Source organism: Cupriavidus sp. L7L, assembly GCF_004353535.1.
Taxonomy (GTDB): domain Bacteria; phylum Pseudomonadota; class Gammaproteobacteria; order Burkholderiales; family Burkholderiaceae; genus Cupriavidus; species Cupriavidus oxalaticus_A.
In genome coordinates this window covers 289,060-315,555 of record NZ_SMNY01000003.1, presented here as the reverse complement: position 1 = coordinate 315,555, position 26,496 = coordinate 289,060, and the positions used below count along the sequence as shown (strand labels likewise).

Genomic DNA, 26,496 nt, shown 5'->3' with positions numbered 1-26,496 from the left:
AGCCGCTACGCTTGTCACAACTTCACACCGATACGCCTCGCCCGTGCAGAACGCGGCAGGCGACAAGCAGGATCCACAGGAGCAACTCCATGTATGAATTCGAGGCCGACATCGCACGCGGCGCCGACTCCGGCGCGGCCGGCCAGCAGCATGGGCCGCTGACGATGCGCAGCTGGCTGCGGCATCTGGCGGATACCGGGCGGCTGGCTTGCGTCGACGTCCCGGTGTCGCTCGAGCACCAGCTGGCCGCCATCGCGAAGCGGCTGGATGGCCGCCAGGCCGCGTTCTTCTCCCGGCCGGGTGCACACCAGATCCCTGTGGTCAGCGGCTTCATGTCGCGGCGTGCGTGGCTGGCCGAAGCCATGGGCGTGCCGGAGGCCGCGCTGCTTTCGCGCTTCAGCGATGCCGTGGACAATCCCTTGCCGGTGGCCGAACTTGGCCCGGGCGAGGCCGCCTGCCAGCAGGTGGTCCACCGCCGCGAGGACGGCAACCTTGATCTGCACCGGCTGCTGCCGATCCCGACGCACAGCGAACACGACAACGGCCCCTATGTCACCGCCGGACTGGTGATTGCGCGTAACCCGCGTACCGGCATCCAGAACGTGTCGATCAACCGGATCCAGGTGCATGGGCCAGACCGCATGGCGATCCTGATGCTGCCGCGCCACCTGCACGCCTTCTATCAGGCGGCAGAAGAAGCGGGCGACGCCCTGCCCGTGGCTGTGGTGATCGGCGTGGACCCGCTGACCATGCTGGCATCACAGGCGATCACGCCAATCGATCGCGACGAACTCGAGATCGCCGGCGCCCTGCACGGCAGCGGTTTGCGCGCCACCAAGTGCCTGACCAATGGCGTCGTGGTGCCCGCGGATGCGGAGATCGTGATCGAGGGGCGCATCCTTCCCGGCGTGCGCGAACCCGAGGGCCCGTTCGGCGAGTTTCCGAAGTACTACAGCGCGCGCGAGCCGCGCGAGGTCATCGCGGTCGATGCCGTGACGCATCGGCGCAATCCGATCTTCCACACCATCGTGCCTGCCGAAATGGAGCACCTGTTGCTCGGCGCTATCCCGCGCGAGGCGACGCTGCTGTCGCACCTGCGGCGCAGCCATCCGGGCGTGCAGGACGTGCATCTGTCGGTAGGCGGCGTGTGCCGGTACCACCTCTACGTCAAGTTCAGCAAGAAGCGCGAAGGCGAGGCGAAGAACGTGATCCTGTGCGCGTTCGGGGCCCACTACGACCTGAAGCAGGTCACCGTGGTCGATACCGACGTGGATGTGCACGATCCGGCCGAGGTCGAGTGGGCCGTCGCCACGCGCTTCCAGGCCGACCGGGACCTGGTGGTTGTACCCGGGGCCCAGGGCTCGGTGCTCGATCCGTCCACCACGGTGGCGGCCAGCCAGGCCGGCATGGAAGCACCCCCGCACCTGCAGGGTATCAGCGCCAAGATGGGCATCGACGCCACGCGGCCGGTCACCTACGACTCGCATGTGTTTACCCGTGTGCGCATTCCCGGTGAGGACGCGGTGCACCTCGAGTCCCTGCTGGCTAATTCCGGCCCGCCGTCATGGCAGGCCTACCTTGGCCAGGAGGCCTAGCATCATGACTGCAAGGCAGCGGATCATCGTTGGCATCTCCGGCGCGAGCGGCGCGGTCATCGGCGTGCGGCTGTTGCAGGCGCTGGCACGAATCGATGCAGTCGAATCCCATCTGGTGGTGTCTTCGTCGGGTGCGCTGACCGCCGCGCAGGAACTCGGCATCCGGCGCAGCGAGATCGAGTCGCTGGCCGATGTGGCGCACAGCGTGCGCGACATCGGCGCCGCGGTGGCGAGCGGGTCGTTCGTGACGGAGGGCATGGTGATCGCGCCGTGTTCGATGAAAACGCTGGCCAGCATTGCCAACGGGTTTGCCGACAACCTGCTGACGCGCGCCGCGGATGTGGTGCTGAAGGAGCGGCGGCGCCTGGTGCTGGTCGCGCGCGAGACGCCGCTGAACCTGGCGCACCTGCGCAATATGACCGCGGTCACGGAGATGGGCGCCATTGTCATGCCGCCGGTGCCGGCCTTCTACGCGCACCCGCAGAGCGTGGATGACATCGTCAACCACACGGTTGGCCGCATCCTCGACCTGTTCTCGATCGAGCACGACCAGCTGCCACAGCGGTGGAGCGGCCTGGCAGACGACTTTGCCCGCAGCGCACGGGCAGACGAGGCCGAACCGGTTGACACCGATCGCGGCCGGCTGGCAACGACATAGCCGGCGCGGCGGCCCGCGGATCGCGGTGAATACCAATACAAGCATGGAGACAGGGATGATTTGCAAAACGCTTCGCGTGGCCTTCGGCCTCGCCTTCGCATCGCTGCTGGCCGGTACGGCGGTGGCGGCCGAAACCTATCCGGCCAAGCCGATCCGCCTGGTGGTCCCTTATCCGCCCGGCGGGTTCAACGACACCCTCGGCCGCGTGGTTGCCGGCAAGCTGAGCGCAGCCTGGGGCCAGCCGGTGATCGTCGACAACAAGCCGGGTGCCGGCACCATCATCGGCACCTCGTTCGTCGCCAAGGCCGCTGCCGACGGCTACACGCTGCTGGTGGTGCAGTTCCCGTTTGCCGCCAATCCCTGGCTGTACAAATCGCTGCCCTACGACACCAGCAAGGACTTCGTCCCGATTATCCTGGCCGGCCAGTCGCCGATGACGCTGGTGGTCTCGCGCGGTTCGTCGATCCGCTCGGTGCAGGACCTGGTGCGCGCGGCCAAGGCCGCGCCGGGAAGCATCAACTACGGCTCCTCCGGCAGCGGCTCGTCGAACCACCTGGCGATGGCGCTGTTCGAGCGCACCGCGGGCATCAGCCTGTCGCAGGTCCCCTACAAGGGCAGCACGCCGATGCTGACCGACCTGGGCGGCGGGCAGGTGGAGGTGGCGTTCGACGCGCTGCCGCATGTGCTGCCGCTGGTGCGCGCAGGGAAGATCCGCGCCATTGCCGTTGCCGACCACCATCGCGCGGCGTCCGCGCCGGAGTTGCCCACGGTATCGGAGGCGGGCGTGCCGGGCTACGAGGTTTCGTCCTGGCACGGCTTTGTCGCGCCGGCCGGTACGCCACCGGCCATCGTCAGCAGGCTCAACGCCGAGATCAACAAGATCCTGAAGATGGAGGACGTGCGCAAGACCTTCCAGGAGCAGGGGGTCGCGCCCGCGGGCGGCAGTGCCACGGACTTCACAACCTTTATCGGCAAGGAACTGGGCAAGTGGCAGAAGGTCGTCCGGGACGCAAGGATCCCGCCGCAATGAGCGATACAGCGCTGCTTAATGGCGCCCCGGCGGCGCGCACCGGCAGCGGCGACCAGCATGCGCTGCGCCAGGGCCGGGCCGAGCCGCCCCGCGTCGCGCCTGGCGACACCGCGCCGGTCCGCAAGCCGCATGTGGGCCGCTCGATGGAGCGGCTAGAAGACGCGGCGATCCTGTGCGGCCGCGGCCGCTATGGAGACGACCTTGCGATCAAGCCCGGTACGCTGCATGCAGCCGTGCTGCGTGCGCCGCATGCTCATGCGGAACTGGGCGAGATCGATGCCGCCGCCGCGCTGGCTGCGCCCGGTGTGCATGCGGTGCTGACCGGTGCGGACCTTGCCGCGTGGTCGCGCCCGTTCGTGGTCGGCGTGAAGTCGCCGATGGAGCAGTGGGCGCTTGCCGTCGATCGAGTGCGCTACGTCGGCGAGCCGGTTGCGGTGGTGGTGGCCGAAAGCCGGGCGCTGGCCGAGGACGCGCTGGACCTGGTCAAGGTGTCGTACCGTGTGCTGCCACCGGTGGTGTCCATCGAGGGCGCGCTGGAAGCCGGCGCGCCCGTGCTGCATCCGGCAGTCGGCACCAACGTGGTCAGTGACCGCAGTTTTCGCTATGGCGAGCCGGAAGCCGCGTTCGCGGCGGCGCCGCACAAGGTCAGCCTGACCGCGCACTACCCGCGCAATACCTGCGCGCCAATCGAGTGCGGCGTAGTGATCGCCGAATACCTGGCTGGCGAGGAAGGCTACGACGTCACCTCCAATTTCATGGGGCCGTTTTCGCTTCATGCGGTGATGGCCATGGCGCTCAAGGTGCCGGCGAATCGGCTGCGCCACAAGGCGCCACGCGACTCGGGCGGCAGCTTCGGCGTCAAGCAGGCCGTGTTTCCCTACGTGGTGCTGATGTGCCTGGCCGCACGCAAGGCCGGCGCACCGGTGAAGTGGGTGGAGGACCGGCTCGAGCACCTGAGCGCGGCCACCTCCGCGACCGCCCGCCTGACCACGCTGGAAGCCGCGGTCGAGGCCGATGGCCGCATCGTCGCACTTGCCTATGACCAGGTGGAGGACTGCGGCGGCTACCTGCGGGCGCCGGAACCGGCCACCTTTTACCGCATGCATGGCTGCCTGACGGGTGCCTACGCGATCCCGAACCTGCTGGTGCGCAACCGCGTCGTGCTCACCAACAAGACGCCCACCGGGCTGGTGCGCGGTTTTGGCGGTCCGCAGGTGTACTTTGCGCTGGAACGGCTGGTGCAGCGGATCGCGGTCGAACTGGGCCTGGACCCGCTCGATGTCTACCGGCGCAACTTCGTCGCCGCCGATGCCTTCCCTTACCGCACGCCGTCCGGCGCGCTGCTCGATTCCGGCAACTACCAGCTGGCGCTGGCGCGCGCGCAGGCCGAGGGTGGCTACGAAGCGCTGGTGCGGCGCCGTGACCAGGCGCGCAGTGAAGGGCGGCTGTACGGTATCGGCTTTGCGGCCATCGTCGAGCCGTCGGTGTCGAACATGGGGTATATCACCACGGCGATGCCAGCCGAGGCCCGCAAGAAGTCGGGTCCAAAGAACGGGGCGATCGCCAGTGCGACGGTCAGCGTGGACCTGCTGGGCGGCGTGGTGGTGACGATCGCGTCGACGCCCGCGGGCCAGGGCCATATGACCGTCTGCGCGCAGGTGGTTGCCGACGTACTGGGCATCGAGCCGGCCGACGTGGTCGTGAACGTCGAGTTCGATACGCACAAGGATGCCTGGTCGGTAGCTTCCGGCAACTACTCCAGCCGTTTCGCGGGCGCCGTGGCCGGTACGGTCCACCTGGCCGCTATGCGGGTGCGCGACAAGCTGGCGCGCATTGTCGCACCGCAGCTTGGCTGCGCACCCGAGTCGCTGGTGTTCGGGGATGGTCGCGTCTTCGTGCAAGGCGCCGCCGACGCGGGTTTGCCGTTTGGACGCGCGGCCAGCAATGCGCCGCACTGGTCGCCGCAGTTGTTGCCCGCGGGCGAGGAGCCGGGCCTGCGCGAGACCGTGTTCTGGTCGCCGCCCAACCTGGAGGCGCCGGACGAGGCCGACCGCATCAATACCTCCGCCACGTACGGTTTTGCCTTCGACATGTGCGGGGTAGAGGTCGACCGCGCCACCGGGCGCGTGCGCATCGACCACTATGTCACCGCGCACGACGCCGGCACGCTGCTCAATCCGGCATTGGCCGACGGGCAGATCCGGGGCGCTTTTGCGCAGGGGCTGGGCGCGGCGTTGATGGAAGAGTTCCGTTACGGGGCGGACGGCAGCTTCCAGTCCGGCACGCTGGCCGACTACCTGATGCCGACCACCTGTGAAGTGCCGGACCCGGTCATCGTCCACCTGGAGACGCCGAGCCCATTCACGCCGCTAGGGGCCAAGGGCCTGGGCGAAGGCAACAACATGAGCACGCCGCCGTGCATCGCCAATGCCGTGGCCGACGCGCTCGGGATCCCCGACATCAGGCTGCCGCTGACGCCCGCCCGGGTGATGGCGCTGCTGGGCATCGACGACCCGCCACCCTCCCGCCCGGAACTGCTGGAGGCGGCGCGCGCAAGCCAGCCGGCTGCCGGCGGGCGCGGGGGCAAGGCGCTCACCGCGCGCGGCACGGTCGATCTGGCGGCCAGCCCGGAAGCCATCTTCGCGGTGCTGCTGGATCCCGAGGCGCTGGCCCGGGTGGTGCCCGGATGCCATGCGCTGGAGAGCACGGCCGAGAACCAGTACCGCGCCGACGTGACCGTTGGCGTGGGCATGATCAAGGCCCGCTACGCCGCCGAGATCTCGCTGTCCGATCTTGACCCGCCGCACCGTTTGCGGCTGGCCGGCGCCGGCATTTCGTCGCTGGGCAGTGCAAGCGGCAACGGCGTGGTCGAGCTCGTGCCGCACGGCAGCGGTACCCGCCTGACCTACGACTATGAGGCAGAGGTGTCCGGCAAGGTCGCCGCGGTCGGCGGGCGGATGCTGGAGGGCGCGGCCAAGGTGGTGCTGCGCCAATTGTTCGAATCGCTGGGGCGGCAGGCCGCCGGCGAGCCCGCGCAGGCGCCGGGCTGGTTGGCGCGCCTGCTTGCCCGCCTGGGAGTCCGCCGATGAAACCCGCGGCATTCGATTACGTGCGTGCGCGGACCACGCAGGAAGCACTGGAGGCGCTCGCGCGCGGCGGAGAGGGGGCCCGCGTACTGGCCGGGGGGCAGTCGCTGATGGCGGTGCTCAACATGCGGCTGGCGCAGCCCCAGCTGCTGGTCGATATCTCGCGCACTGACGAGCTCAATACCGTACGGGTCGAGCAGGGCCACCTCGTGGTCGGCGCCGCCGCCACGCAGGGGAGCGTCGAGTGGCGCCCGTCGCTGGCCGACGAGGTTCCCTTGCTGGCACTGGCGTTTCCGTACATCTCGCATTTCCAGATCCGCAACCGCGGTACCGTGTGCGGTTCGATCGCCCACGCCGACCCCAGCGCGGAACTGCCGCTGGTGCTGCTCGCGCTGGGCGGCGAAGTGGTGCTGCGCTCCTCGCGCCGGCGCCGCGTGCTGCCCGCAGCGCGGTTCTTCCAGGGCATGTTGATGACGGCGCGCGAGCCGGATGAACTGGTGGAAGCGGTGCGCTTTCCGCTGCGCCGCGCGGGTGCGCGCTACGGCTTCACGGAGTTCTCGGCACGGCATGGCGACTTCGCGCTGGTCGCGTGCGCCGCCATCGTGACCGACGACGCCATCGCGCTCGCCGTGGGCGGCGTGGCCGACCGGCCGGTGCTGGAGACCTGGCCGCGCCTGGAAGGCCGCGCGCTGGCGGAGGCCATCAACGATTTCAGTTGGAAGCTGGGCGCACAGGATGACGCCCATGTCAGTGCGCAGTATCGCCGCCACCTGGTCAGGCAGCTGGGCATGCGGGTGATCGAGGAGGCAAAGTGAAACACAAAGGAACCATCGCCGCGGGTGAGTTGCCCGCTGCCGTGATGCGTCGCGACGAGCGGCGCTGTATCTCGGTAACCCTGAACGGCCGGCAGCGCAGCGGCTGGTGCGAATCGCGCGAACTGCTGTCGGACTTCCTGCGCCATGAACTGGGCGCCACCGGCACCCACGTGGGCTGCGAGCATGGCGTCTGCGGCGCCTGCACCGTACAGGTCGACGGCGTGGCCGCGCGCTCCTGCCTGATGCTCGCTGTGCAGGCCGAAGACCGCCGCATCGACACGGTCGAAGGACTGGCGCCGGACCACCAGCTTGGCGACCTGCAGCTGGCGTTCCGTCGCCACCATGCGCTGCAGTGCGGCTTCTGTACCGCGGGCATCCTGATGTCATGCGCGGACTACCTGCAGCGCGTGCCGGACCCCACCGAAGCCCAGGTGCGCGAGATGCTGTCCGGCCATATCTGCCGCTGTACCGGCTACACGCCGATCGTGGCTGCCGTGCTGGACGTGGCGGCCGCGCGCGCACAGGCACGCCGGGCCGGCGCGCAGCCCGCGAAGGAGGCAAGCCATGCTTGACCTGGGACGCACTTTCCTGCAAAGCGTGGAGCGCAGCCCGCACGCGCCCGCCATCGTCGATGGGGACCTGGGGTTGACCTATCTCCAATGGCACGAACGCATCCTGCGGGTGGCCGCGGGTTTGGAAGCGCAGGGCCTGCGGCGTGGCCAGCGGATCCTTGCCGTGCTGCAGAACCGCTGGGAGATGGCCACGCTCCACTGGGCCTGCCAGTTCACCGGCGTGGTGATGGTGCCGCTCAACTGGCGTGCCAAGGCCGACGAGATCGACTATTGCATTGGCGATGCGGAGATTCGTGCGCTGGTGTACGAACCCGTGAGCGCCGAGGCCGTGGCCGCAAGCGCGGCCGCGCAGGCCATGCCGCGCATCGGCCTGGACAACGTTGCCGGTGCGACGCTCGCCTTCGACACGCTGCTGGAAAGTGCACCGCACAGCGGCATCCCCCAGGCCGGCGCCGAGGATGTCTCGCTGATGCTCTACACCTCCGGCACCACCGGCAAGCCCAAGGGCGTGCCGCGCAGGCACCGGCAGGAACGCGCCGCGGCGCTGGCGCACGTGGCGCAAAACCTGTACCGGCACGGCGAGCGCACGCTGGGCGTGATGCCGCTGTACCACACCATGGGGGTGCGCTCGCTCCTGGCCATGGCGCTCGTTGACGGGCTGTTCGTCTGCCTGCGCCGCTGGCATGCCGCCCAGGCGCTGTCTGAGATCGCCCGCCTCCGGCTTACCTGCCTCTACCTGGTGCCGACGCTATACCACGACCTGCTCGGCGACCCGCAGTTCGATGCCGTGGACAGCAGTTCAGTCACCAAGCTGGGGTTTGCCGGCGCACCGATGAGCGATGCCTTGCTGCAACGCCTGGCCAAGGCCTTCAGGCCGGAGTTGTTCGTCAACCACTACGGCTCGTCGGAGGTATACACCTTCAGCGTCGACCAGCATGCCACCCACAAGCCGGGCAGCGCGGGCCGCGCTGGGCTCAACACGCGGCTGCGGGTGGTGCGGCTCGATGCCAGTTCGCCCGATGCGCTGGCCACGCCGGGCGAGGAAGGGCAGATCATCGCCGACCTGCTTGGCGACGAGGCCTTCGAGGGCTACTGGAACCGCGACGACGCCAACAGGAAGTCGCTGCGCGACGGGTGGTACTTCACCGGGGACACCGGGTACTTCGATTCCGATGGCGACCTCTACGTGACCGGGCGGGTCGACGACATGATTATCAGCGGCGGTGAAAATATCTCGCCGGTAGAGATCGAGTCGGTGCTGTCGCTGCATCCTGCGGTCGATGAAGTGGCTGTGGCAGGCGTGTCCGATCCACGCTGGGGCCAGCGCGTGGTGGCCTTTGTCAAGCGCAAGGCCTTCGTCAGCGCCGACGGGCTCGACGGCCATTGCCGCGCGTCGGATCTGGTCAACTTCAAGCGACCACGCGACTACGTCTTCGTCGCCGATATCCCGAAGTCGCCGGTGGGCAAGATCCTGCGGCGCAAGCTGTCCGCGGGCGAGTACACCTGCGACGTGCTGCTGCCGCCGGACGGCGCGGCGTGAATTCCCGAGCAAAACCAAACCAGGAGCAAAGACATGACCCAACTGACCCACCGCGGCCAGGACCTGCTGAAGGATCTCGACGGCTTTTCCGTCGATGTCGACGCCGCGCGCGAGCGCGCCGACATCGTGCTGCATCGCCCGCCGTACAACGTCATCTCGATGCATGCCCGCGACCAGCTGCGCATGGCCTTCGAGGCGCTTGACGACGACGAGCGCGTGCGCGTGATCGTGGTGCGCGCCCAGGGCAAGCACTTTTCCAGCGGCGGCGATATCAAGGGCTTCCTCGAAGCTTCGCCCGAGCATGTGTCGAAGCTGGCATGGAACGTTGCGGCGCCGGCGCGGTGCAGCAAGCCGGTGATCGCTGCCACCCAGGGCTACTGCTTCGGCGTGGGCTTCGAGTTGTCGCTGGCGTGCGATTTCCGCATCGCGACGGAAAGCACCGAATATGCGTTGCCCGAGCAGAAGCTGGGCCAGATCCCCGGTTCGGGCGGCTCGGCACGCCTGCAGAAGATGGTTGGCATTGGTCGCACCAAGGACATCGTCATGCGTTCGCGGCGCATCCCGGGCAAGCAGGCCTATGACTGGGGCCTTGCTGTCGACTGCGTGGCTGACAGTGAACTGGCCGCCGCTACCGATGCGCTGGTCGACGAGCTGCGCGGCTTCTCGCCGCTGGCGCAGCGCACCGCCAAGAAGCTGCTCAACGACACCGAGGACGCGCCGCTGTCGATCGCCATCGAACTGGAAGGCCATTGCTACAGCCGGCTGCGCAGCTCGGCGGACTTCCGCGAGGGCGTCGAGGCGTTCCACGGCAAACGCACGCCGGCCTTCCGCGGCGAGTGAAGGTGGCTGGGCCGCAAGGCGCTGCGGCGCCGCGCGGCCGGCGCGTCAAAGGGAACCTCTACAAGAAGCTGCCTTACGACACGGCCAGGGACCTGGTGCCGGTGGCGCTGGGCGCCTATTCGCCGAACCTTCTGGCAGTTCGCGAGGATTCGCCGATCCGCTCGCTCAAGGACTTCGTGGCGTTGGCCAGGTCAAAGCCGGGCAAGCTCGACTACGCGTCGGCGGGCAATGGCACGTCGAATCACCTGACCATGGAGTACTTCAAGAGCCTGGCAGGCATCGACCTTACGCAGGTGCCCTACAAGGGCAGCGCCCCGATGGTCACCGATCTGCTTGGCGGCCAGGTGGGACGCACCGACGGTAGCGGGTTGCCATTCCAAAACCAGACGGTCGCTCAGCGGTGGGCTATGGTGGATTCCACCTCTAACGCGCGAGTACTGTAAAGCTCACCTTCTGCGAGCAAATGAGCATACTGGGCCATGTCAAAGTTCGATTGATGAACAAGATTCTGAATCTTGCGCGACTCCTTCCGGAGCAGGGCAAGAAATTCAATCTGGCGGCTGACAGGTAGGTGTTCTTCTAAGGCCGTGATACTGATTGCTCCGAGTGGCGCGCCATGGCTGTCATGCACAACGATCCCGACTCCGCTCACGCCTTCGATGAGGCGGCTATCGTGCACGGCATACCCAACCTCCTGGGAGGCTCTGACAATCTCGAGCATTAGCGGAACGCTTAGCTTGCCGTAGCCGAACAAACGCCTCGCGTTGGCGCACACGATCCGCTCGATTTCATCGTCCGGCAGGGACATGAGCAGCGCAAGGCTTCCCGCCCCGACTCCCAGTGGCCGGTGCACGCCGATCTCCAGACTCGGGATATTGATGGCGTTCCGTCCTTCCGCACGAGCGACGGAGATGGCGTCCGCCCCGCTCCGGATCGTCATGAAGGCAATGCCGCCAGTCTCGTCTGCCAAACGCTTCAGCGATGGCTCGCAAAGCTGCCAGAGCTTGAAGTGAGAGGCCGCGGTCAGACCCAACTCGAAGAGACCATATCCCAGCAGGTACCGCCGAGACGTCGCATGTTGCATCACCAACCCCTCCCGAATCAGGCAGTTGAGCATCCGATGGACGGTAGGGCGTTCGATACCGAGTTGTTTGGACAAATCAACTAGGCGTAAACCATGAACGCTATAGGAAGCGATCTCGCGAAGGATCCTTGCCGCGCGTTCGATGCTCTGCGTGCCGGACGTTTTACTACGTTCAGAAAATGCTGGGGTAGGGGCCACCTTTTTCATCTAAAGAGTCTCCTTCGATGCTTTCGCAACCACATGGTCCATATCGTGGACTTCTATTTTTACCAAGAAGCGTTGTAACTCTTTGATCCTGAGGATATCTTTTTAACAACTTTGTGGCAATTAAAAAGAGTCCACAACATGGACGCCCCAAACCGGGGATACAAGATACTGTTTCATTAATAACCGCCTTAAAAGAGTGCGTAAAGAAAGTTTCCTGCACCGTTATGAGACAAATGGGGAGTCTGCAATGAAGTCGATATTCAAAAGTTCGTTTCGCAAAGTGACAGCAGCTGCATGCGCTGTAATCTGTACGACGGCCGCCCAAATCGGCCATGCGCAGGAGCGCCAGCCCTGCATTGGTTTGTCGGGCGCACTGACGGGCCCGCAGGCCTTTACTGGACTGGCGGCTCGGATGGGGGCCGAGATCGCGATCGACGAGATCAACGCAAGCGGCGGTGTGCTCGGCAAGAAGTTCGTGCTCAAGGTGTATGACGACGGCGGTCAACCGCCCAAAGGCGTCGACAACGTCAGGCGCATCGCCATGGCCGACAACTGCATCGCCATACTCGGCGGATACCATAGTGGCGTTGCCCTCGCAATGCGTGAGCCTATTGAACAGATCGGCATCCCTTACGTCGGCGTCATGGCGGCGGGAACGAAAATCATCGAGCACGATTCGGGCAAAAATGCTTGGATGTTCCGGGTCTCGGCCAAGGACCGTTGGGTTGCGCAATACCTCGCAGATGTTGCGCTGCGAAAATCCGCGAGCAAGAAAATTGCCGTCTTCTATGAAAACACAGGCTGGGGAAATGGGGCCGCTCCCGACGTGAAGGCGGCCTTGCAGGCTAAGGGCATCAGTCCCGTTGCCATGGAGACGTTCAACTGGGGCGACCAGGATATGACGGCGCAACTCATCCGGGCGCGGGATGCAGGCGCCGATGCGATCGTCATGTTTGCGTTGGACCGGGAAGGCAACCAAATTCTCCGGGGGATGGACAAGCTCAAGTACAAGCCGGTAATCGCCAGCGCCTGGGGACTGGCCGGGAACCTGGGCGAACTCGCCGGCCCGTTGGCGAATGGAGTGCTGGTCTTCCAGACTTTTTCCTGGATGGGCAAGCAAGAGCCCAGGACGGCCGCCGTGTATCAAAAGATCGCCGACAAATACAAGGTCAAGAGCCCTGCTGACCTGAAAATGGGGAGTGGCACCGCGAATGCATACGACGCCGTACATATCCTCGCAAAGGCTATTGCAGGAGCCGGGAGCTATGACCGTGTGAAGGTCCGCGACGCACTCTACCGAGTCAAATATGAGGGCTTGGTGGCGAATTACGATCCGGCGTTCGGACAGGCGCAAGAGCAGCACGATGCGATCAAGCAGAAATACTACAAGCTCACTGCTTGGTACAACGGTTCACTGTTGCCGGTAGACCAGACTCCCTACAAGTAATCGCGCATTAACTATCCATAACAGAAGCATTGATTCGGATGCTTCTGCTGGATCTCTTTTTGCCCGAGTTTCCTAAAACGTATATCCGAAAGGATAAGAGGAGGGATCTGCAATGAGCTCCTTTGTGCAATACATCCTCAGCGGACTGTCCATCGGGGCGATCTACAGCCTGATCGGGTTGGGGTTCTGCATCATGTGGTCAGCTTGTCGATCGGTGAACTTCGCCCACGGCGACGTCCTAATGGTCGGAGCTGTGATCGCCGTAGTCTCTATGGACGCGAATATCCCAATAGTGCTTGGGATCCCTGCAGCAATCCTTGTATGCATCGGCTATGGCGTGCTAATCGAGCGATTTGCCGTTCGTCCGTTCAACAAGGACGGTACGGCGATCGGCTGGATGCTAACCACGATTGCGATCGGCATCATGGTGGAGTCGTATGCCACGATCAAGTTCGGATCGTTCGCGAGAGCCTTGCCTTCCCCCGGGGTAGACAAGCCCATCTCAATTCTCGGCGCCGGCGTCTACGCTCAAGAGCTCTTCATTCCGGCCTTTGCCGTCTTGTTCATGCTTGCATTGGACATTTTCTATCGACGGACCGTGCTAGGTCGTGCCATGCGGGCAGTTGCATTTAATCGAGTGGCAGCGGGTCTGATGGGCATCAACGTAAATCGCATCACTGCCATTTCCTTCGGCTTGGCCGCAGGTCTCGGGGGTGCCGCAGGGGTTCTCGTCGGACCAATCATACAGGTCTCTACGACGATGGGCGTGCTCATTGGCCTCAAGGGCTTCGCCGTTGCGATCATGGCAAGCATCACGAGTGCACGTGGCGTAGTGATTACGGGTCTGCTCTACGGCGTCATGGAGAAATTCGTGGAGGGCTACATCAGCACAGCGGCACGGGAAGTCATCGGATTCTCAATCATGATTCTCGTGCTGCTCGCGTTCCCTCAAGGCGTGTTTGGCAAGAAGGAGGCAATGAAGGTATGAAAGCCGAAAAACTCAGATCCTTGTTGTTTCCCTCGCTCGTAGGCGCGCTCGGCGTAGGGATGGCTTTGTTGCCCCAGCTTGTGTCGAACACCTATGAGCTGCGTATATGGATGCTTCTAACCATTTACGCGCTTGTCGCACTTGGTCTAAACATCCTGGTAGGCCTCACGGGACTGGTGAGTCTGGGGCAGGCAGGACTCTTTGCCATCGGTGCCTATGTAGCCGCGATTCTGGCCGCCAAGCTTGGCGTCGGATTCGTCGCCACAATCGTAATTGCGACGATAGTAGCCGCCCTGTTCGGCGCATTACTCGCCTACCCAACGGTACGTGTCAAGGGCGTTTATCTTGCCGTCATCACAATCGCATTCGGCATTATTGTTGAGAACGTTGCCATTGAGTGGCAGGGCGTAACAGGTGGAACAAACGGGATTTCGGCAATTCCGGGACCAGCCTTTCTGGGTAAAGCGCTGGACGATACGGGATACTTCTATCTACTTGCAGTGCTGTTCCTCGCGGCGTACGTACTGCATTACAACATTATGAAGTCGCGCTTCGGGCGAGCGATGCGTGCGGTCAGTCAGAGCGAAATTGCGGCTCGCTCGATGGGCATCAATCCCATTGCCATTCGAACGTTCTCGTTTGTCATTGCTGCAGCTTTTGCCGGAATGGCTGGCGGTCTGTATGCCTATCTGAATCTGTACGTCAACCCCGACACGTTCAGATTTGACGACTCGGTCCGATTCCTTCTGATGGTTATTCTCGGTGGCTCGGGAACCATCGTTGGGCCGGTACTGGGCGCGAGCGTTCTGACGTTCCTTCCGGAGTACCTGCAGGCTTTCGGGGAGTGGCAACGTTTCGCCTACGGCGCGCTTCTCGCGCTGGTCATGTTCTGTCTCCCGTTGGGCGTCGTCGGTACCCTCTCCAATCTTCGCGGTCGGTTTCGCGCTTCCGTTAGCCGTGCATCCGAGGAGTGGCCGCGGCTCGGCACGCGTATCAACACAATGCTGCAGGTCGATGCGCAACGAGGCGCGGTCTGCCTGAAGACAAAGGGACTGACGATGGCATTTGGCGGCCTGGTTGCCAACGATAACGTCAGTGAAGTTCTCAGGGCAGGGCAGGTTCACGCCGTCATTGGCCCCAATGGTGCAGGTAAGTCGACGTTCATCAACTGTGTATCCGGATTCTACGCACCAACCGGCGGGGAGATTGAATTCCTGGGTGTCTCAGCCACTAGAAAGGTGAGCCACGAACTCGCAAGAATGGGGCTGGCACGAACCTTCCAGAACACGGAGCTATTCGGCAACATGACAGTTCTCGAGAATGTTTTGGTCGGCTATCACACGCGCTTTGAAAGCGGATTGCTCTCGACCTTGTTCAGGATGCCTAGCTTCTTTCGTGATGAGAAGCGGTTCCAGGACGAGGCGCAGGTTCTACTTGAGTACGTCGGACTCGCGGGCTTTGCAGATGAACTGGCCAAGAACCTCCCGTTTGGTCACCAGAGACGGCTGGAGATTGCGCGAGCGCTTGCTCTATCACCCAAGCTTCTCTTGCTTGACGAGCCTGCAGCGGGCCTTACGCACGGCGAAATCGAAAGCCTCAGTGGACTGATCCGGGACCTTGCCGCACGTCACATGACGATGATTCTTGTCGAGCACCATGTGGACATGATCATGGCTGTTTCGGACCATGTGACCGTCCTGGATTACGGAAAAGTAATCGCGTCGGGGCCGGTGGCCGAAGTCCGAAACAATCCTGCCGTGATTGAAGCCTATTTTGGCTCAAGCAAGTCACAGGAAGATCCTGAGCCTGCGCTGGAGGTGCGGTCATGAGCAACCCCTTATTGAAACTTGATAGCGTATCCGTGAACTATGGACGGATCGAAGCGGCACGTGCGGTTTCCCTCGAAGTTCACGAGGGCGAGTTCGTCGGCATCATCGGATCAAATGGCGCTGGCAAGAGCTCAACTCTCAAGGCCATCGCGGGGGTCGTGAAGCCGGTTGCTGGCGCCATTACTTTTGCAGGGCAGCAGGTGCATGGCCGTGGTCCGCACGAAATGGTTGCGAGCGGAATCGCGATGGTACCAGAGGGGCGTTACGTTTTCGCGGATCAGACCGTGGAAGACAATCTCATCCTCGGTGGCTACATACACGCTCAGCGAAAGGGCGTCGCGTCCCTGCGGGGAGATATCGACAGGATCTACGACCTCTTTCCACGCTTGAAGGAACGGCGATTGCAAGCTGCAGGTTCCCTCTCGGGTGGCGAGCAGCAAATGCTTGCGATTGGTCGGGGGCTATTGTCCAAGCCCAGGTTGTTGATGATCGACGAAGTATCTCTCGGTCTAGCGCCCAAGGTCCTCGATTTTCTATTTCCGGTCTTGAAAGAGTTGAACCGGCAGGGCTTGGCAATTCTGCTCGTCGAACAACTGGCCGTGCAGGCACTTTCCGTAACCACTCGTGCTTACGTGATGGAGAACGGTCGCATCACCATGAGTGGTCCGTCGGCACAACTCGCCGGAAACCCGGCGGTGATGGAGGCATACCTGGGAAAGGCAGCTTGAAGTCTGCCGCCCTATTGGTCCTATTGGATTGTCGAATCACCGCTGTATCGGCCGACCGGTCGGTAAGAGGAATTCACGTGTTTTCACTGAGAGTAAGAAAGGAGAAGGGAAATGCCACAACGTATCGTTGACCTGACGCTGACGCTGGCTGACAACATGCCGGCGCACAAGCTGTTCCAGCGTCCGATCGTCACGCCGCATCTGACGCATCAAAAGACACAGTCCTTTGGCTTGGGCGTGCCGGAAGACAAGATGACGTTCGCCACGACGTTCATCGCTACGATCGACCATATCGCGACGCACGTGGATGCGTTCTATCACACCAATCCGGACGGCTTGCCCGTGGACGAAATGCCTCTGGACATGTTCATGGGGAAGGCAGTCTGCTTCGATCTGACCCACATCCCGGACCTTGGCGATATTGACGTTAAGGATTTGGAGGAAGCGGAAGAGAAGGCAGGGGTGAAGGTAGACGGTCATATCGTACTGATGAACACCGGCCTCCATAAGCGCCACTACCCGAATGTTGAGGTGGTCTGGACCAATCCTGGCCTGACCGCGGAAGCTACGCACTGGCTGGCTGACCGGGGATCCAAGCTGCACGGCGTCGAGGGGCCGTCCACCGACAAGCCCTCTCATAACCTGTTCCCTAGCCATCGCGTTTGCCGAGATCGTGGCATTACCCACTACGAGTGGCTCGTGAATCTCGAGGAACTGGTCGGAAAGAAGGAATTCATGTTCTATGGCCCGCCTCTCAAGATCCATCAGGGCAGCGGTTCGCCGGTCCGGGCCTGGGCCGTTCTCGATGCCTGAGCGTAGGAACACAGTCTAAATGACAGGGGAGGCAGCAAATCGCTTGCTGCCTCCCAAGCAGCGGAGATACAAGACCATGACCGAAGCGAGCAACAACGACCAGCGGATTCCCATCACGCTGCTGACAGGATTTCTAGGTGCAGGCAAGACAACGCTGCTCAATCGCATCCTGTCAGATCCCTCGAGCGGTCGCATCGCCGTCATTGTCAACGAGTTTGGCGAGATTGGAATCGATGGGGACCTGATCGCCAGGTCGTCAGACGATATGCTGGAACTCAGCAACGGCTGTATCTGCTGCTCCAGTAAGGACGATCTCATCGGAGCCTTGTACAAGCTCTATATGCGTAAGGCGGGCCTCGTAGAACCAAAAGTCGACTTCGAGCGCATTATCATCGAGACCACGGGCCTTGCTGACCCGACCCCGCTTGCGCAGGCCTTCTACACGGATATGTCGCTGAGTCTGACCTACCGTCTGGACGCAATCGTGACGCTGGTGGATGTGGTGCACATCGAGAGCCAGGTCGAAGGCTCGCAGGAAGCGATGAGGCAGGTTGCTCTCGCCGATAAGCTGGTGCTCACCAAGAGCGACCTGGCTACTGATCGTCAGCGAAAGCGCGCCCATGAGATTGTCAATCGCCTGAATCCGTTGTCGCCTAAGGAGGTCGCTTCCTTTGGAAACCTGCGGGCGAACGCGCTCCTTGGCCTCGACTTGTTTGATCCGAATACCAAGCAGTCCGCGATCGCAACATGGATTGGCGCAGAGCGTGCCCACCACGCCAGTCATGGCAGCCATGAGCATCAGCACGACGCCTCCTGCACAGAGTGCGTAACCGGGCATGTGCATGAGCATGATCCGAGTCTATCTCACCTTGCCGATATTGCCTCAATCAGTATTCGAGAGCCGCGTCCACTCTCCTATGACAAGGTGATGAGGTTCCTCGCTCATCAGGTAGAGACGTACGGCAGCAACCTGTATCGGGTAAAGGGATTGCTAAATTTCTTTGAGATCGACAAGCCGGTCATTCTGCAGGGAGTTCAAAGTGTATTCAGTCCGCTGACCTATGCAGAGGATTGGCCGCGTAGCGAGGCGGAAACCCGTGTCGTGCTCATCGGTCGCAGCCTTGCAAAGGACCAGATCCTGGCGCAATTCGAACAGTGCGTCGCGAGTACGGAGCCTCAGCTTGATCGAGCGCTGGGTCTGATTTAAGTCGAAGAGAAAGCTAACCATGCAGGACTACGCATATTCCTCGGCACTTCATCTGCGCGAGGCAATCCTGAGCAAGGCTGTTTCACCGGTCGAGGTCATGAAGGAGTGTCTGACACGCTTGGAAGCGGTCGAGCCGCTGTTGAACTGCTTCGTGACCAGAACGCCTGACCTGGCTATGGACGCTGCCAGGTCGGCAGAAAGGGCTCTGATGGCCGGGGAGCCCGTGGGCCTGCTCCACGGATTGCCCATCTCGGTCAAGGATCTCATCTCCGTGGGCGGTGTGAGGCAGACGTTCGGCTCGCGCTCGATGGCCAGCAACATTGCGAAGACGGATGCGCCGGCCGTAGGGCGCATCAAGCAGGCGGGCGCGTGCATAGTGGGAACCACGACTACGAGCGAATTCGGGTGCAAGGCTGTCGGCGATTCTCCGCTCACGGGCGTGACGCGAAATCCGTGGAATACCGAGTGTACGCCGGGCGGATCAAGTTGCGGTGCGGCTGCCAGCGTGGCGGCTGGCGTTACACCATTCGCACTGGGTACCGATGGCGGTGGATCGATCCGCGAGCCTGCGGCACTTACCGGCCTGTTTGGCATCAAGGCTCAGTTTGGGCGCGTGCCGGTGTTCCCCGCTTCAGCCACACCAACGCTGGCGCATGTCGGTCCTCTGGCGCGTACCGTTAGAGACGCCGCTCTCCTATTGTCGGCAATCGCTGGGCAAGATGGGCGCGATCCGTTCTCGGTCGCCGCTCCCGTGCCGGCGTGGCTTCAAGCCTGCGATCTCCCAGTCAAAGGCATGCGATTGGCATGGAGCCCCACGCTCGGTTACGCGAAGCCCGACCAAGAGGTCTTGAGTCTCTGCGAATCCGCGGTGAGGGTTTTTGAGAAGTTGGGATGCGAGATTGTCGAACTGCCGGAAGGAATTGGCCCAGACCCGGACCAGCTGTGGATGGCGGAATTCTATGCGGGAGTGGGGACACGGTTGAACGGCACACTGAGCGAGTCGCGGGAGATCCTCGATCCGGCCGTGGCATCGCTTCTCGACAAGGCGCTCGACCAGTCGCTACTGGAGTACTACACGAAAGTGTTCGCGCGCTACGAGTTTCGCGAAAGGATCCGCGCGATGTTCGAGTCGTTCGATTTGCTCCTCACACCTACAGCGCCCGTGCCGGCGTTCCCGGTGAACGTGGACGTACCGCCTCAGTTTGCGGGACGAAATCCCTGCACCTGGCAGTACTACACATACCCGTTCAACCTCACCGGGCAACCAGCCGCGTCACTACCAGTAGGATTCACATCGGCAGGCTTGCCAGTGGGACTTCAATTGGTCTCGAGGATCAATGCTGAGACTGACATTTTCCGAGCGGCATCAGCATTTGAAATGGAGCATCCATGGGGGAATATAAGGCCGCCTTGTCTCTGAAGGACGGACAGGGGGTGAGCGCCGTGGCCCGCGAATTGGGTATGTCGGAGCAGACGCTGCGCAACTGGATCAAGGCTGCGGAAGCCGGCAAGCTGAGCGACGACCGGTTGAACGCGCCGCATCCTTACTTACATTCGCGGCAGAATGGGCGACGTCCCTGACAGCGAAGACAGGAGCAAGGGCCTGGATGACGCCCTGCGGGCGCCACGTTGATTGGCATGCTGCCGGCCACCGCTACGCCGGGCTTCGGTTCCCGAGCCCGCTCGTCGCGTGTCGCGTCCCTCATCCTGCCTCAGCAACCCGGTGAACATCGCCTGGTCTGTTCAGCTCCGTTAGCCAAGCGGCGACCCATCGGCGCGCAGCGTTTCGCCCCTGCGCTCGACGATCATGCCGTAGGCGTGCGGCTGCCGGTGCAGGTCGAAGTTGAAGGTGGTGCGCTTGTATAGCGCGCAGAAGTCGAGGTCGCAGCGTGCGATCGCCACTTCGTCGCCCTTGGTGATGCAGCTCGCGACCACTTCGCCGGATGGCGCGATGATGCAGCTGCCGCCAATGCTGTCGACGCCTTCCTCGATCCCGGCCTTTGCCACGCCGACCACCCAGGTGCCGTTCTGGTAGGCGCCCGCCTGCATCGACAGCTGGTTGTGGAACAGCGACAGGTCGTCGTGCGCGGGCGCGGGCGCGTTGTGCACCGGCGTGTTGTAGCCGATCAGGACCATCTCCACCCCTTGCAGGCCCATCACGCGATAGGTCTCGGCCCAGCGCCGGTCGTTGCAGATGGCCATGCCGATCTTGCCACCGAAGGCCTCGGTGACGCCAAAGCGGTCACCGGGCGTGAAGTAACGCTTCTCCAGATGCTGGAAGCGGCGCCATGGTTCGTGCTCGCAGTGGCCGGGCAGATGCACCTTGCGGTATTTGCCGACGATGGTGCCGCTGCGGTCAACCAGGATCGAGGTGTTGTAGCGAACCTCGCGCCCGTTCTCGTTGGCCAGTTCCGCATAGCCGAGATAGAAGCCCACGCCGAGCTCACGCGACAGCGCGAACAGCGGCAGCGTGTCGGCACTCGGCATCTCGCGTTCAAAGAAGCTGTTGATTTCCCCATCGCTGTCCATATACCAGCGCGGGAAGAACGTGGTCAGCGCCAGTTCAGGGTAGACGATCAGGTGCGCGCCGCAGGCATGGGCTTCGCGCATCATTTCGCACAGCCGCGCGACCACCTGCACGCGCGTATCGGCGCGTGCGATCGGGCCCAGCTGGCCAAGTGCGACATGGATGAAACGGGACACGATTGACTCCTGAAATTCGGGGGAAGAGAAGGTGTTGGATCGGGGGGCTGTGCCCGGGTCGTTCAGGGACGGTTGGCCAGGCTGACGACCACGCGCATCAGCAGCTGCGCGCCCCGCACCAGGTCGGCCGCTTCGGTGAACTCGCGAACATTGTGGCTGAGTCCGCCCACGCTGGGAACGAAGATCATGCCCGCAGGGCAGACGCGCGCCAGCATCTGCGCGTCGTGGCCCGCTCCGCTCGGCATCCGCGTGGTCGACAGGCCTAGCGCGTCGCTGTGCCGCTGCACCAGGTCGGTCACCAGCGGGTCGAACGCCACCGGCTCGAAGCGCGCCAGCGAACGCTGGCGCAGCGCGACACCTTCCGTCGCGCAGGTCTGGTGCGCGAAGGCGAGCACCTCGGCTTCCGCCTGCGCGAGCGCCGTGACGTCGGTGTTGCGCAGATCGACGGTAAAGGTCGCGCGGTTCGGAATCACGTTGACGAGGTTCGGCTCGAAGCGGATCGCGCCGACCGTGCCGATCTGGCGGCCGCCGTAGCGCAGCGCCAGATCGTGCACGAAGGTGGCGATGCGTGCGGCGCAGTAGCCAGCGTCGTGCCGCAGGGCCATCGGCGTGGTGCCGGCATGGTTGGACACGCCTTCCAGCACGAATTCGGTCCAGCTGATTCCCTGCACGCCTTCAACCACGCCAATCTGCACGCCCATGCGCTCCAGCACCGGGCCCTGTTCGATATGCAGCTCGACAAAGCTGTCGACCTCGGGCCGGCCGACCGGCGCATCGCCGCGATAGCCGATTCGCTCCAGTTCCGCGCCGACCGTGCTGCCGTCGATGCCGCCTGCCGCGAGCGCTTCGTCGAGCGGCATGCCGCCCACGAAAACCAGCGAGCCCATCATGTCCGGCTGGAAGCGGGCGCCTTCCTCGTTGGTAAAGAAGGCGATCGCCAGCGGGCGGCGCAGCCGCACGCCGGCATCGCGCAGCGCAGCGACCACTTCCAGTCCGGCCATCACGCCATAGTTGCCGTCGTACCTGCCGCCAGTGCGTACCGTATCGATGTGCGAGCCGACCATCACCGGCGGCAGGTCTTCATGGCCGGCATGAATCGCGACGCCGTTGCCGATGGCATCGATGGTAACCTCCATGCCGAGCGCACGCATTTGCGCGACGGTCCAGTCGCGCCCCGCGCGGTCGGCGTCAGTCAGCGCCAAGCGGCAGACGCCGCCGCCGTTGATGGCGCCATGCGTATTCAGTTCGTCGAGCCGGCGCAGCAACCGCGCGCCGTCGATGCCCGGGAACTCGGTGTCGAGCGCCGTGCGGCCGCTGTCCGCGCTAAGGTTCGTTGTCATGCCTGCGCTCCCGCGCGCACGGCGTCGGCACTGCGCCCGACCAGCCGCGCGTACAACCCGGCATCGGTATCGGCCTCGCTGCCAACGAACAGCAGGCGGCTGCGCGCGCCGAGGCCCAGCGCTGCACGCGCTTGCGGATCTTGCATGCCCGCAATGGCGGCTGCCAGGCCCGCTACCGCGGATTCGCCGGCGACGATGGCGGGATCGCCATCAGCGGGATTCGCCAGCAAGCGCATCGTCGCCACCGCCGCTCCGTCATCGATGGTGCAGAAGGCATCCGCGCCGTGGGCCAGCACTTCCCACGCCAGCAGTGACACTTCTCCGCAGGCGAGGCCCGCCATCAGCGTATTGAGCGTGCCGGTCACCGCCGTCACGTGGCCGGCGCGCGCGCTGCGGTACAGGCAGTTGGCCGCGTCCGGCTCGACCACCACGAATACCGGGCGCTGCGCTGCGTTGCGTTCCCAGAAGTAGGCGCAGACGGCGGCGGCGAAACCGCCCACGCCGGCCTGGATGAAGACGTGCGTTGGCCACTCGGGCAGCGCGTCGACGGCCTCGGCCACCATGACCTGGTAGCCCTGCATGACATCTCGCGGGACGTCCATGTATCCGGGATACGAAGTGTCGGAAATCACGTGCCAGCCGCGTTCGCGAGCGTCGCGGTCGGCCTGCTGGACCGCCTGGTCGTAGTTGCCCGTAGTCCGTACCACGGTCGCGCCGACCTGCTCGATCGCCGCCTTGCGTCCTTCGCTGACGGCGGCGTGGATGTAGATCACGCAGGCGCAGCCGAACCGCCGGGCGCCCCATGTGACCGAACGCCCGTGGTTGCCATCGGTGGCGCAGGTCACCGTGTAATCGGCGCACAGCGCGCGCAGTTCGGGCGAAGTGAGGGCGGCAGGGGTCAACGCGCGGCCGATCCGCTTGCCGATCTCGCGCGCCAGCAGGCGGCCCACCGCATAGGCGCCGCCCAGTGCCTTGAAGCTGCCGAGACCGAAACGCGTGCCTTCGTCCTTGTAGTGGATCTTGCCGACGCCCAGCGCGGCGGCCAGCGCCGGCAGCGCATGCAGTGGCGTAGGCCGGTAGCCCTCCCAGGCGGTGATGGCGCGTTGCGCGGTGGCCAGCGCCGGCGCACCGAGAATGGCCTCGCGCGTGCTGCCATAGTCTTCGCTGCGGGTGCGCGCAGGGTTGACGAAAAGATCGAGCTTGAGCTGCGGTAACGTGGACATGGGACTTCCGGTGTTGACAGGAGAGGGGGTTGCGCGAGCCGACTCGCGCTGTATTCGGGATGCGGGGCGCTCACGCCTGCAGGTCGAGATCGTCGAGCAGGTCATGCGCGCGTTCGACCCGCGCCATCCGCGCACGCGCGCGCTTGCGGGCGCGCCGCGCCATCGCGGTGGCGAGGTAATTGACGAGGCTGGTCGCGGCTACATAGGAGTCGAACACCTGGTCGCCATGGTGCGAGCAGCGCAGCACGGCGGTGGCGTGCGTGGTCAGCGCGGAGACCGGCGCATCGCTGAGCAGGATGATCTTCGCCCCCGCCTCGGTGGCCAGCGTGACGATCGGTGCGAGCCGGCGCGCGCGGCGCCGGAAATCGACCGCGAGCAGCACGTCCTTGCTGTCGATTTCCGCGATCAGTTCGGCATCCTTGCCGGCCTGCTCGTTGAGCAGGTAGACCTCCGGCCGTACCTGCGACAGCAAGGCATTGGCATAGAAGGCCAGCATGAAGCTGTTGCGATAGCCGACCACCCAGACCCGGCGCGCATCGGCCAGTTCGCGCAGGGTGGTATCGAGTACCCGTTCGCTGAGCTGCTCCGGCAGGGCGGCCAGGCGGTGCGCGTCGAGCTGAACATGTGCCTGCAGTCCGGCGAGCGCGGGTAAAGCCACACCAGTGCGAGCGCCACGCGGGGTGGCAGCGCGCCCCATCTTTGCCAGCGGAGACTGGCTGGCGCGCTGGTCGCGCAACGCCTGCCGGAACGCGCCGAAGTCGGCATAGCCGAGCCGCCGGAAGAAGCGGGCGGCGCTCGCCTTGGACACGCTCGCCAGGTCGGCGAGCTCGGTAGCGGAGTATCCGAGCAACTCGGATTTGCGGCTGAGCAGTACGTCGGCGAGCTTCTTGTCGGTTCCGGAAAACTCACCGTAGCACTGGATGATCTGCGCTTCGAGCGCGTCGTAAGTGTTCATGTCGGAGCGATCGATTGCGATACCTGGGTCTCGTTCCGGCTGCACCGGTTTGGCGCCGTCTCGCACAGTTATGGAACCAGAGTTTCTCTATTTGTAGCATGTGAAACTACTGTTCCACGTTTCGATCTTTCCCGAGCAAAGACGATGCCAACTGCCACCATGGCTTGCCTGATCTCGCGTAATCCGTCGAATCTAAAGAGAGTGTTATCTCTTCCTGGTTCCGGGCGACGCTTCAAGGAGCCGTGGCATGCATCTTGCGAATTGGCCCTTCGTTCTCCTCGACCGACTGAAGAAAGGGTGTTTTATGAAACGCAGACAGTTCACCGCCATTGCCACCGTCCTCGTCACTGCCGCCCTGGTCGCCATGGCGCCTGCGCAGGCCGACGATTCCCTGACCGCGGTGATGGCGAAGAAGTCGATTGCAATCGGCATCCCGGTCGACTTTGCGCCGTATGGCTTCATGGGCCCCGACCTGAAGCCGCAGGGGCTCGATGTGGCCGTGGCGCAGATGATTGCCGACAAGATGGGCGTCAAGGCCGACCTTGTGCCGGTCAGCACGCCTAACCGCATTCCCTATCTGCAAACGAAGAAGATCGACCTGATCGTGTCGGCGCTGGGCAAGAACGCCGAGCGTGCCAAGGTGATCGACTTCACGATCGCCTATGCGCCGTTCTACCAGGCGGTGTTCGGGCCGAAGAGCCTGAGCATCAAGAGTTTTGCCGACCTTGGGGGCAAGACCATCGCTGTGACGCGCGGCACCATTCAGGACGACGTGCTGCAGCAGGTCGCGCCGCCCACGCTGAAGATCCAGCGCTTCGAGGATGACAACTCGACGGTGGCCGCCTTCGTGACGCAGCAGACCCAGCTGGTTGCCACCGGGGCTGCGGTCGCCGCCATGGCGATCCAGAAGTATCCGAAGGTGGACGCCGAATACAAGCTGCTGCTGAAGGACTCGCCTAACTTTATCGGCGTGCGCAAGGGCGAAACCGCACTGCTGGCCAAGGTCAACGAGATCCTGCGCCAAGCCAGGGCCGACGGCACGCTGGGTAACTATGCGCAGCGCTGGCTCGGCCGCGGCACCGGCGAGTTGCCCGAATAAGAACCTGCCAAGACCGCGGCGGCGCGCGCCGTCGCGGGTTCCACCTTCGCTTCTGTGTGGCTGTTGCGTATGATTTCCTTTGATTTCGGGCCAGTGCTCTCGCAATGGCCGATGCTGCTGCAGGGCCTCTTCCTGACCGTTCTGCTGACGGCATTCTCGGCAGTCGCCGGCACCGTGCTCGGCATCGGGTGCGCCTGGTCGCGCCTGCACGCGCCGGCGTGGGTGCGCGCCATGGTCGGCGGCTATGTCGAGGCGATCCGCAACACCCCTTACATCATTCAGCTGTTCTTCGTCTTCTTCGGCCTGCCGACGATTGGCGTGCGGCTGACGCCCGAGGTGGCCTGCGTGTTGTCGATGACGCTCAACCTGGGCGCCTACGCCTGCGAGATCATCCGCGCCGGCCTCGAATCCACGCCGCGCGGGCAGATCGAAGCCGCGCAGAGCCTGGCGCTCGACCGCTGGCAGATCTTCACGCGCGTGGTGCTGCCGCCTTCGCTCAAGCGTGTCTGGCCAGCACTGGTCGGCCAGATCATCATCGTGATGCTGGGCTCGTCGGTCTGCAGCCAGATCTCCGCGGAGGAAATGTCCTATGCGGCAAACCTTATCGCCAGCCGCACCTTCCGGAACTTTGAAGCCTATATCGCCGTTGCCGTCGCGTACCTGGCGCTGGCCGTTGCGGTGCGCCAGGCCCTGAACTGGATCGGGCCGCGCTTTTTGTTCGGACGCTGACAGGAGAC

At 63.9% G+C, this 26,496-nt stretch carries 23 protein-coding genes and 1 pseudogene; 19 read left to right on the top strand and 5 right to left on the bottom strand.

Annotated features, from left to right (window positions below; all coding sequences use genetic code 11):
• Window positions 1-89: 89 nt before the first annotated feature.
• Genes E1J61_RS03455 through E1J61_RS03415 form a run of 9 tightly spaced genes read left to right on the top strand, consistent with a single transcriptional unit; the run spans window position 90 to window position 10,579 of the window.
• On the top strand, window positions 90-1,595 hold the full coding sequence (locus E1J61_RS03455; protein ID WP_133092742.1) for a UbiD family decarboxylase: 1,506 nt from the start codon (window positions 90-92) through the stop codon (window positions 1,593-1,595).
• A gap of 4 nt (window positions 1,596-1,599) precedes the next feature.
• Window positions 1,600-2,253 (top strand): UbiX family flavin prenyltransferase, encoded by a 654-nt coding sequence (locus E1J61_RS03450; protein ID WP_133092741.1) that lies wholly within the window; start codon window positions 1,600-1,602, stop codon window positions 2,251-2,253.
• A 55-nt stretch (window positions 2,254-2,308) separates the two neighbouring features.
• Window positions 2,309-3,283, top strand: a complete 975-nt coding sequence (locus tag E1J61_RS03445; RefSeq protein WP_133092740.1) for a tripartite tricarboxylate transporter substrate binding protein — start codon at window positions 2,309-2,311, stop codon at window positions 3,281-3,283.
• Complete coding sequence (locus tag E1J61_RS03440) at window positions 3,280-6,372, top strand: molybdopterin cofactor-binding domain-containing protein (RefSeq protein ID WP_256376123.1); 3,093 nt, start codon at window positions 3,280-3,282, stop codon at window positions 6,370-6,372. Before E1J61_RS03445 ends, E1J61_RS03440 begins: the two co-directional genes overlap by 4 nt.
• Window positions 6,369-7,184 carry a xanthine dehydrogenase family protein subunit M gene (locus tag E1J61_RS03435; protein WP_133092739.1) on the top strand — a complete coding sequence of 272 codons (816 nt, stop codon included), beginning with the start codon at window positions 6,369-6,371 and terminating at the stop codon, window positions 7,182-7,184. Before E1J61_RS03440 ends, E1J61_RS03435 begins: the two co-directional genes overlap by 4 nt.
• 44 nt (window positions 7,185-7,228) lie before the next feature.
• Window positions 7,229-7,756, top strand: a complete 528-nt coding sequence (locus E1J61_RS03430; protein WP_133092984.1) for a (2Fe-2S)-binding protein — start codon at window positions 7,229-7,231, stop codon at window positions 7,754-7,756.
• Window positions 7,749-9,296, top strand: a complete 1,548-nt coding sequence (locus tag E1J61_RS03425) for an AMP-binding protein (RefSeq protein ID WP_133092738.1) — start codon at window positions 7,749-7,751, stop codon at window positions 9,294-9,296. The genes E1J61_RS03430 and E1J61_RS03425 overlap by 8 nt, the downstream gene beginning before the upstream one ends.
• Before the next feature lie 33 nt (window positions 9,297-9,329).
• A complete protein-coding gene (locus E1J61_RS03420; RefSeq protein WP_133092737.1) occupies window positions 9,330-10,136 on the top strand; it encodes an enoyl-CoA hydratase/isomerase family protein in 807 nt (268 codons plus the stop codon).
• A gap of 2 nt (window positions 10,137-10,138) precedes the next feature.
• Window positions 10,139-10,579, top strand: a complete 441-nt coding sequence (locus tag E1J61_RS03415; RefSeq protein ID WP_165971415.1) for a tripartite tricarboxylate transporter substrate-binding protein — start codon at window positions 10,139-10,141, stop codon at window positions 10,577-10,579.
• On the opposite strand, the gene E1J61_RS03410 is transcribed toward E1J61_RS03415, so the two are convergent.
• On the bottom strand, window positions 10,531-11,427 hold the full coding sequence (locus E1J61_RS03410) for an IclR family transcriptional regulator (protein WP_133092735.1): 897 nt from the start codon (window positions 11,425-11,427) through the stop codon (window positions 10,531-10,533). The genes E1J61_RS03415 and E1J61_RS03410 overlap by 49 nt on opposite strands.
• Before the next feature lie 247 nt (window positions 11,428-11,674).
• Here E1J61_RS03410 and E1J61_RS03405 point away from each other — a divergent pair, with 247 nt between their 5' ends.
• From E1J61_RS03405 to E1J61_RS03370, 8 genes and pseudogenes are all read left to right on the top strand, one after another.
• Window positions 11,675-12,874: an ABC transporter substrate-binding protein gene (locus E1J61_RS03405; protein WP_133092734.1), complete on the top strand. Its 1,200-nt coding sequence runs from the start codon at window positions 11,675-11,677 to the stop codon at window positions 12,872-12,874.
• Between the two features lie 112 nt (window positions 12,875-12,986).
• Window positions 12,987-13,862, top strand: a complete 876-nt coding sequence (locus E1J61_RS03400; protein WP_133092733.1) for a branched-chain amino acid ABC transporter permease — start codon at window positions 12,987-12,989, stop codon at window positions 13,860-13,862.
• Window positions 13,859-15,691 carry an ATP-binding cassette domain-containing protein gene (locus E1J61_RS03395; RefSeq protein WP_133092732.1) on the top strand — a complete coding sequence of 611 codons (1,833 nt, stop codon included), beginning with the start codon at window positions 13,859-13,861 and terminating at the stop codon, window positions 15,689-15,691. Before E1J61_RS03400 ends, E1J61_RS03395 begins: the two co-directional genes overlap by 4 nt.
• A complete protein-coding gene (locus E1J61_RS03390; protein WP_133092731.1) occupies window positions 15,688-16,419 on the top strand; it encodes an ABC transporter ATP-binding protein in 732 nt (243 codons plus the stop codon). The genes E1J61_RS03395 and E1J61_RS03390 overlap by 4 nt, the downstream gene beginning before the upstream one ends.
• A gap of 111 nt (window positions 16,420-16,530) precedes the next feature.
• Window positions 16,531-17,232 carry a cyclase family protein gene (locus tag E1J61_RS03385; protein ID WP_133092730.1) on the top strand — a complete coding sequence of 234 codons (702 nt, stop codon included), beginning with the start codon at window positions 16,531-16,533 and terminating at the stop codon, window positions 17,230-17,232.
• A gap of 76 nt (window positions 17,233-17,308) precedes the next feature.
• Window positions 17,309-18,439 (top strand): GTP-binding protein, encoded by a 1,131-nt coding sequence (locus E1J61_RS03380; protein WP_133092729.1) that lies wholly within the window; start codon window positions 17,309-17,311, stop codon window positions 18,437-18,439.
• A 19-nt stretch (window positions 18,440-18,458) separates the two neighbouring features.
• Complete coding sequence (locus E1J61_RS03375) at window positions 18,459-19,859, top strand: amidase (protein WP_133092728.1); 1,401 nt, start codon at window positions 18,459-18,461, stop codon at window positions 19,857-19,859.
• A pseudogene (locus tag E1J61_RS03370) lies at window positions 19,829-19,957 on the top strand (transposase); the annotation flags it as partial. The gene E1J61_RS03375 and the pseudogene E1J61_RS03370, both read left to right, overlap by 31 nt.
• Before the next feature lie 234 nt (window positions 19,958-20,191).
• On the opposite strand, the gene E1J61_RS03365 reads toward E1J61_RS03370, so the two are convergent.
• The 4 genes from E1J61_RS03365 to E1J61_RS03350 form a co-directional block, all read right to left on the bottom strand.
• Window positions 20,192-21,142 carry an N-carbamoyl-D-amino-acid hydrolase gene (locus tag E1J61_RS03365; protein WP_133092727.1) on the bottom strand — a complete coding sequence of 317 codons (951 nt, stop codon included), beginning with the start codon at window positions 21,140-21,142 and terminating at the stop codon, window positions 20,192-20,194.
• Window positions 21,143-21,204: 62 nt separating this feature from the next.
• Entirely contained in the window at window positions 21,205-22,482 is a 1,278-nt protein-coding gene (locus tag E1J61_RS03360) for a Zn-dependent hydrolase (RefSeq protein WP_133092726.1), read from the bottom strand.
• Window positions 22,479-23,705 (bottom strand): diaminopropionate ammonia-lyase, encoded by a 1,227-nt coding sequence (locus tag E1J61_RS03355; RefSeq protein ID WP_133092725.1) that lies wholly within the window; start codon window positions 23,703-23,705, stop codon window positions 22,479-22,481. The genes E1J61_RS03360 and E1J61_RS03355 overlap by 4 nt, the downstream gene beginning before the upstream one ends.
• Window positions 23,706-23,775: 70 nt before the next feature.
• Window positions 23,776-24,660: a MurR/RpiR family transcriptional regulator gene (locus E1J61_RS03350; protein ID WP_133092724.1), complete on the bottom strand. Its 885-nt coding sequence runs from the start codon at window positions 24,658-24,660 to the stop codon at window positions 23,776-23,778.
• Between the two features lie 304 nt (window positions 24,661-24,964).
• Here E1J61_RS03350 and E1J61_RS03345 point away from each other — a divergent pair, with 304 nt between their 5' ends.
• Window positions 24,965-25,759 carry a transporter substrate-binding domain-containing protein gene (locus E1J61_RS03345; protein WP_133092723.1) on the top strand — a complete coding sequence of 265 codons (795 nt, stop codon included), beginning with the start codon at window positions 24,965-24,967 and terminating at the stop codon, window positions 25,757-25,759.
• A gap of 69 nt (window positions 25,760-25,828) precedes the next feature.
• Window positions 25,829-26,488 carry an amino acid ABC transporter permease gene (locus E1J61_RS03340; RefSeq protein WP_133092722.1) on the top strand — a complete coding sequence of 220 codons (660 nt, stop codon included), beginning with the start codon at window positions 25,829-25,831 and terminating at the stop codon, window positions 26,486-26,488.
• Window positions 26,489-26,496: the final 8 nt, after the last annotated feature.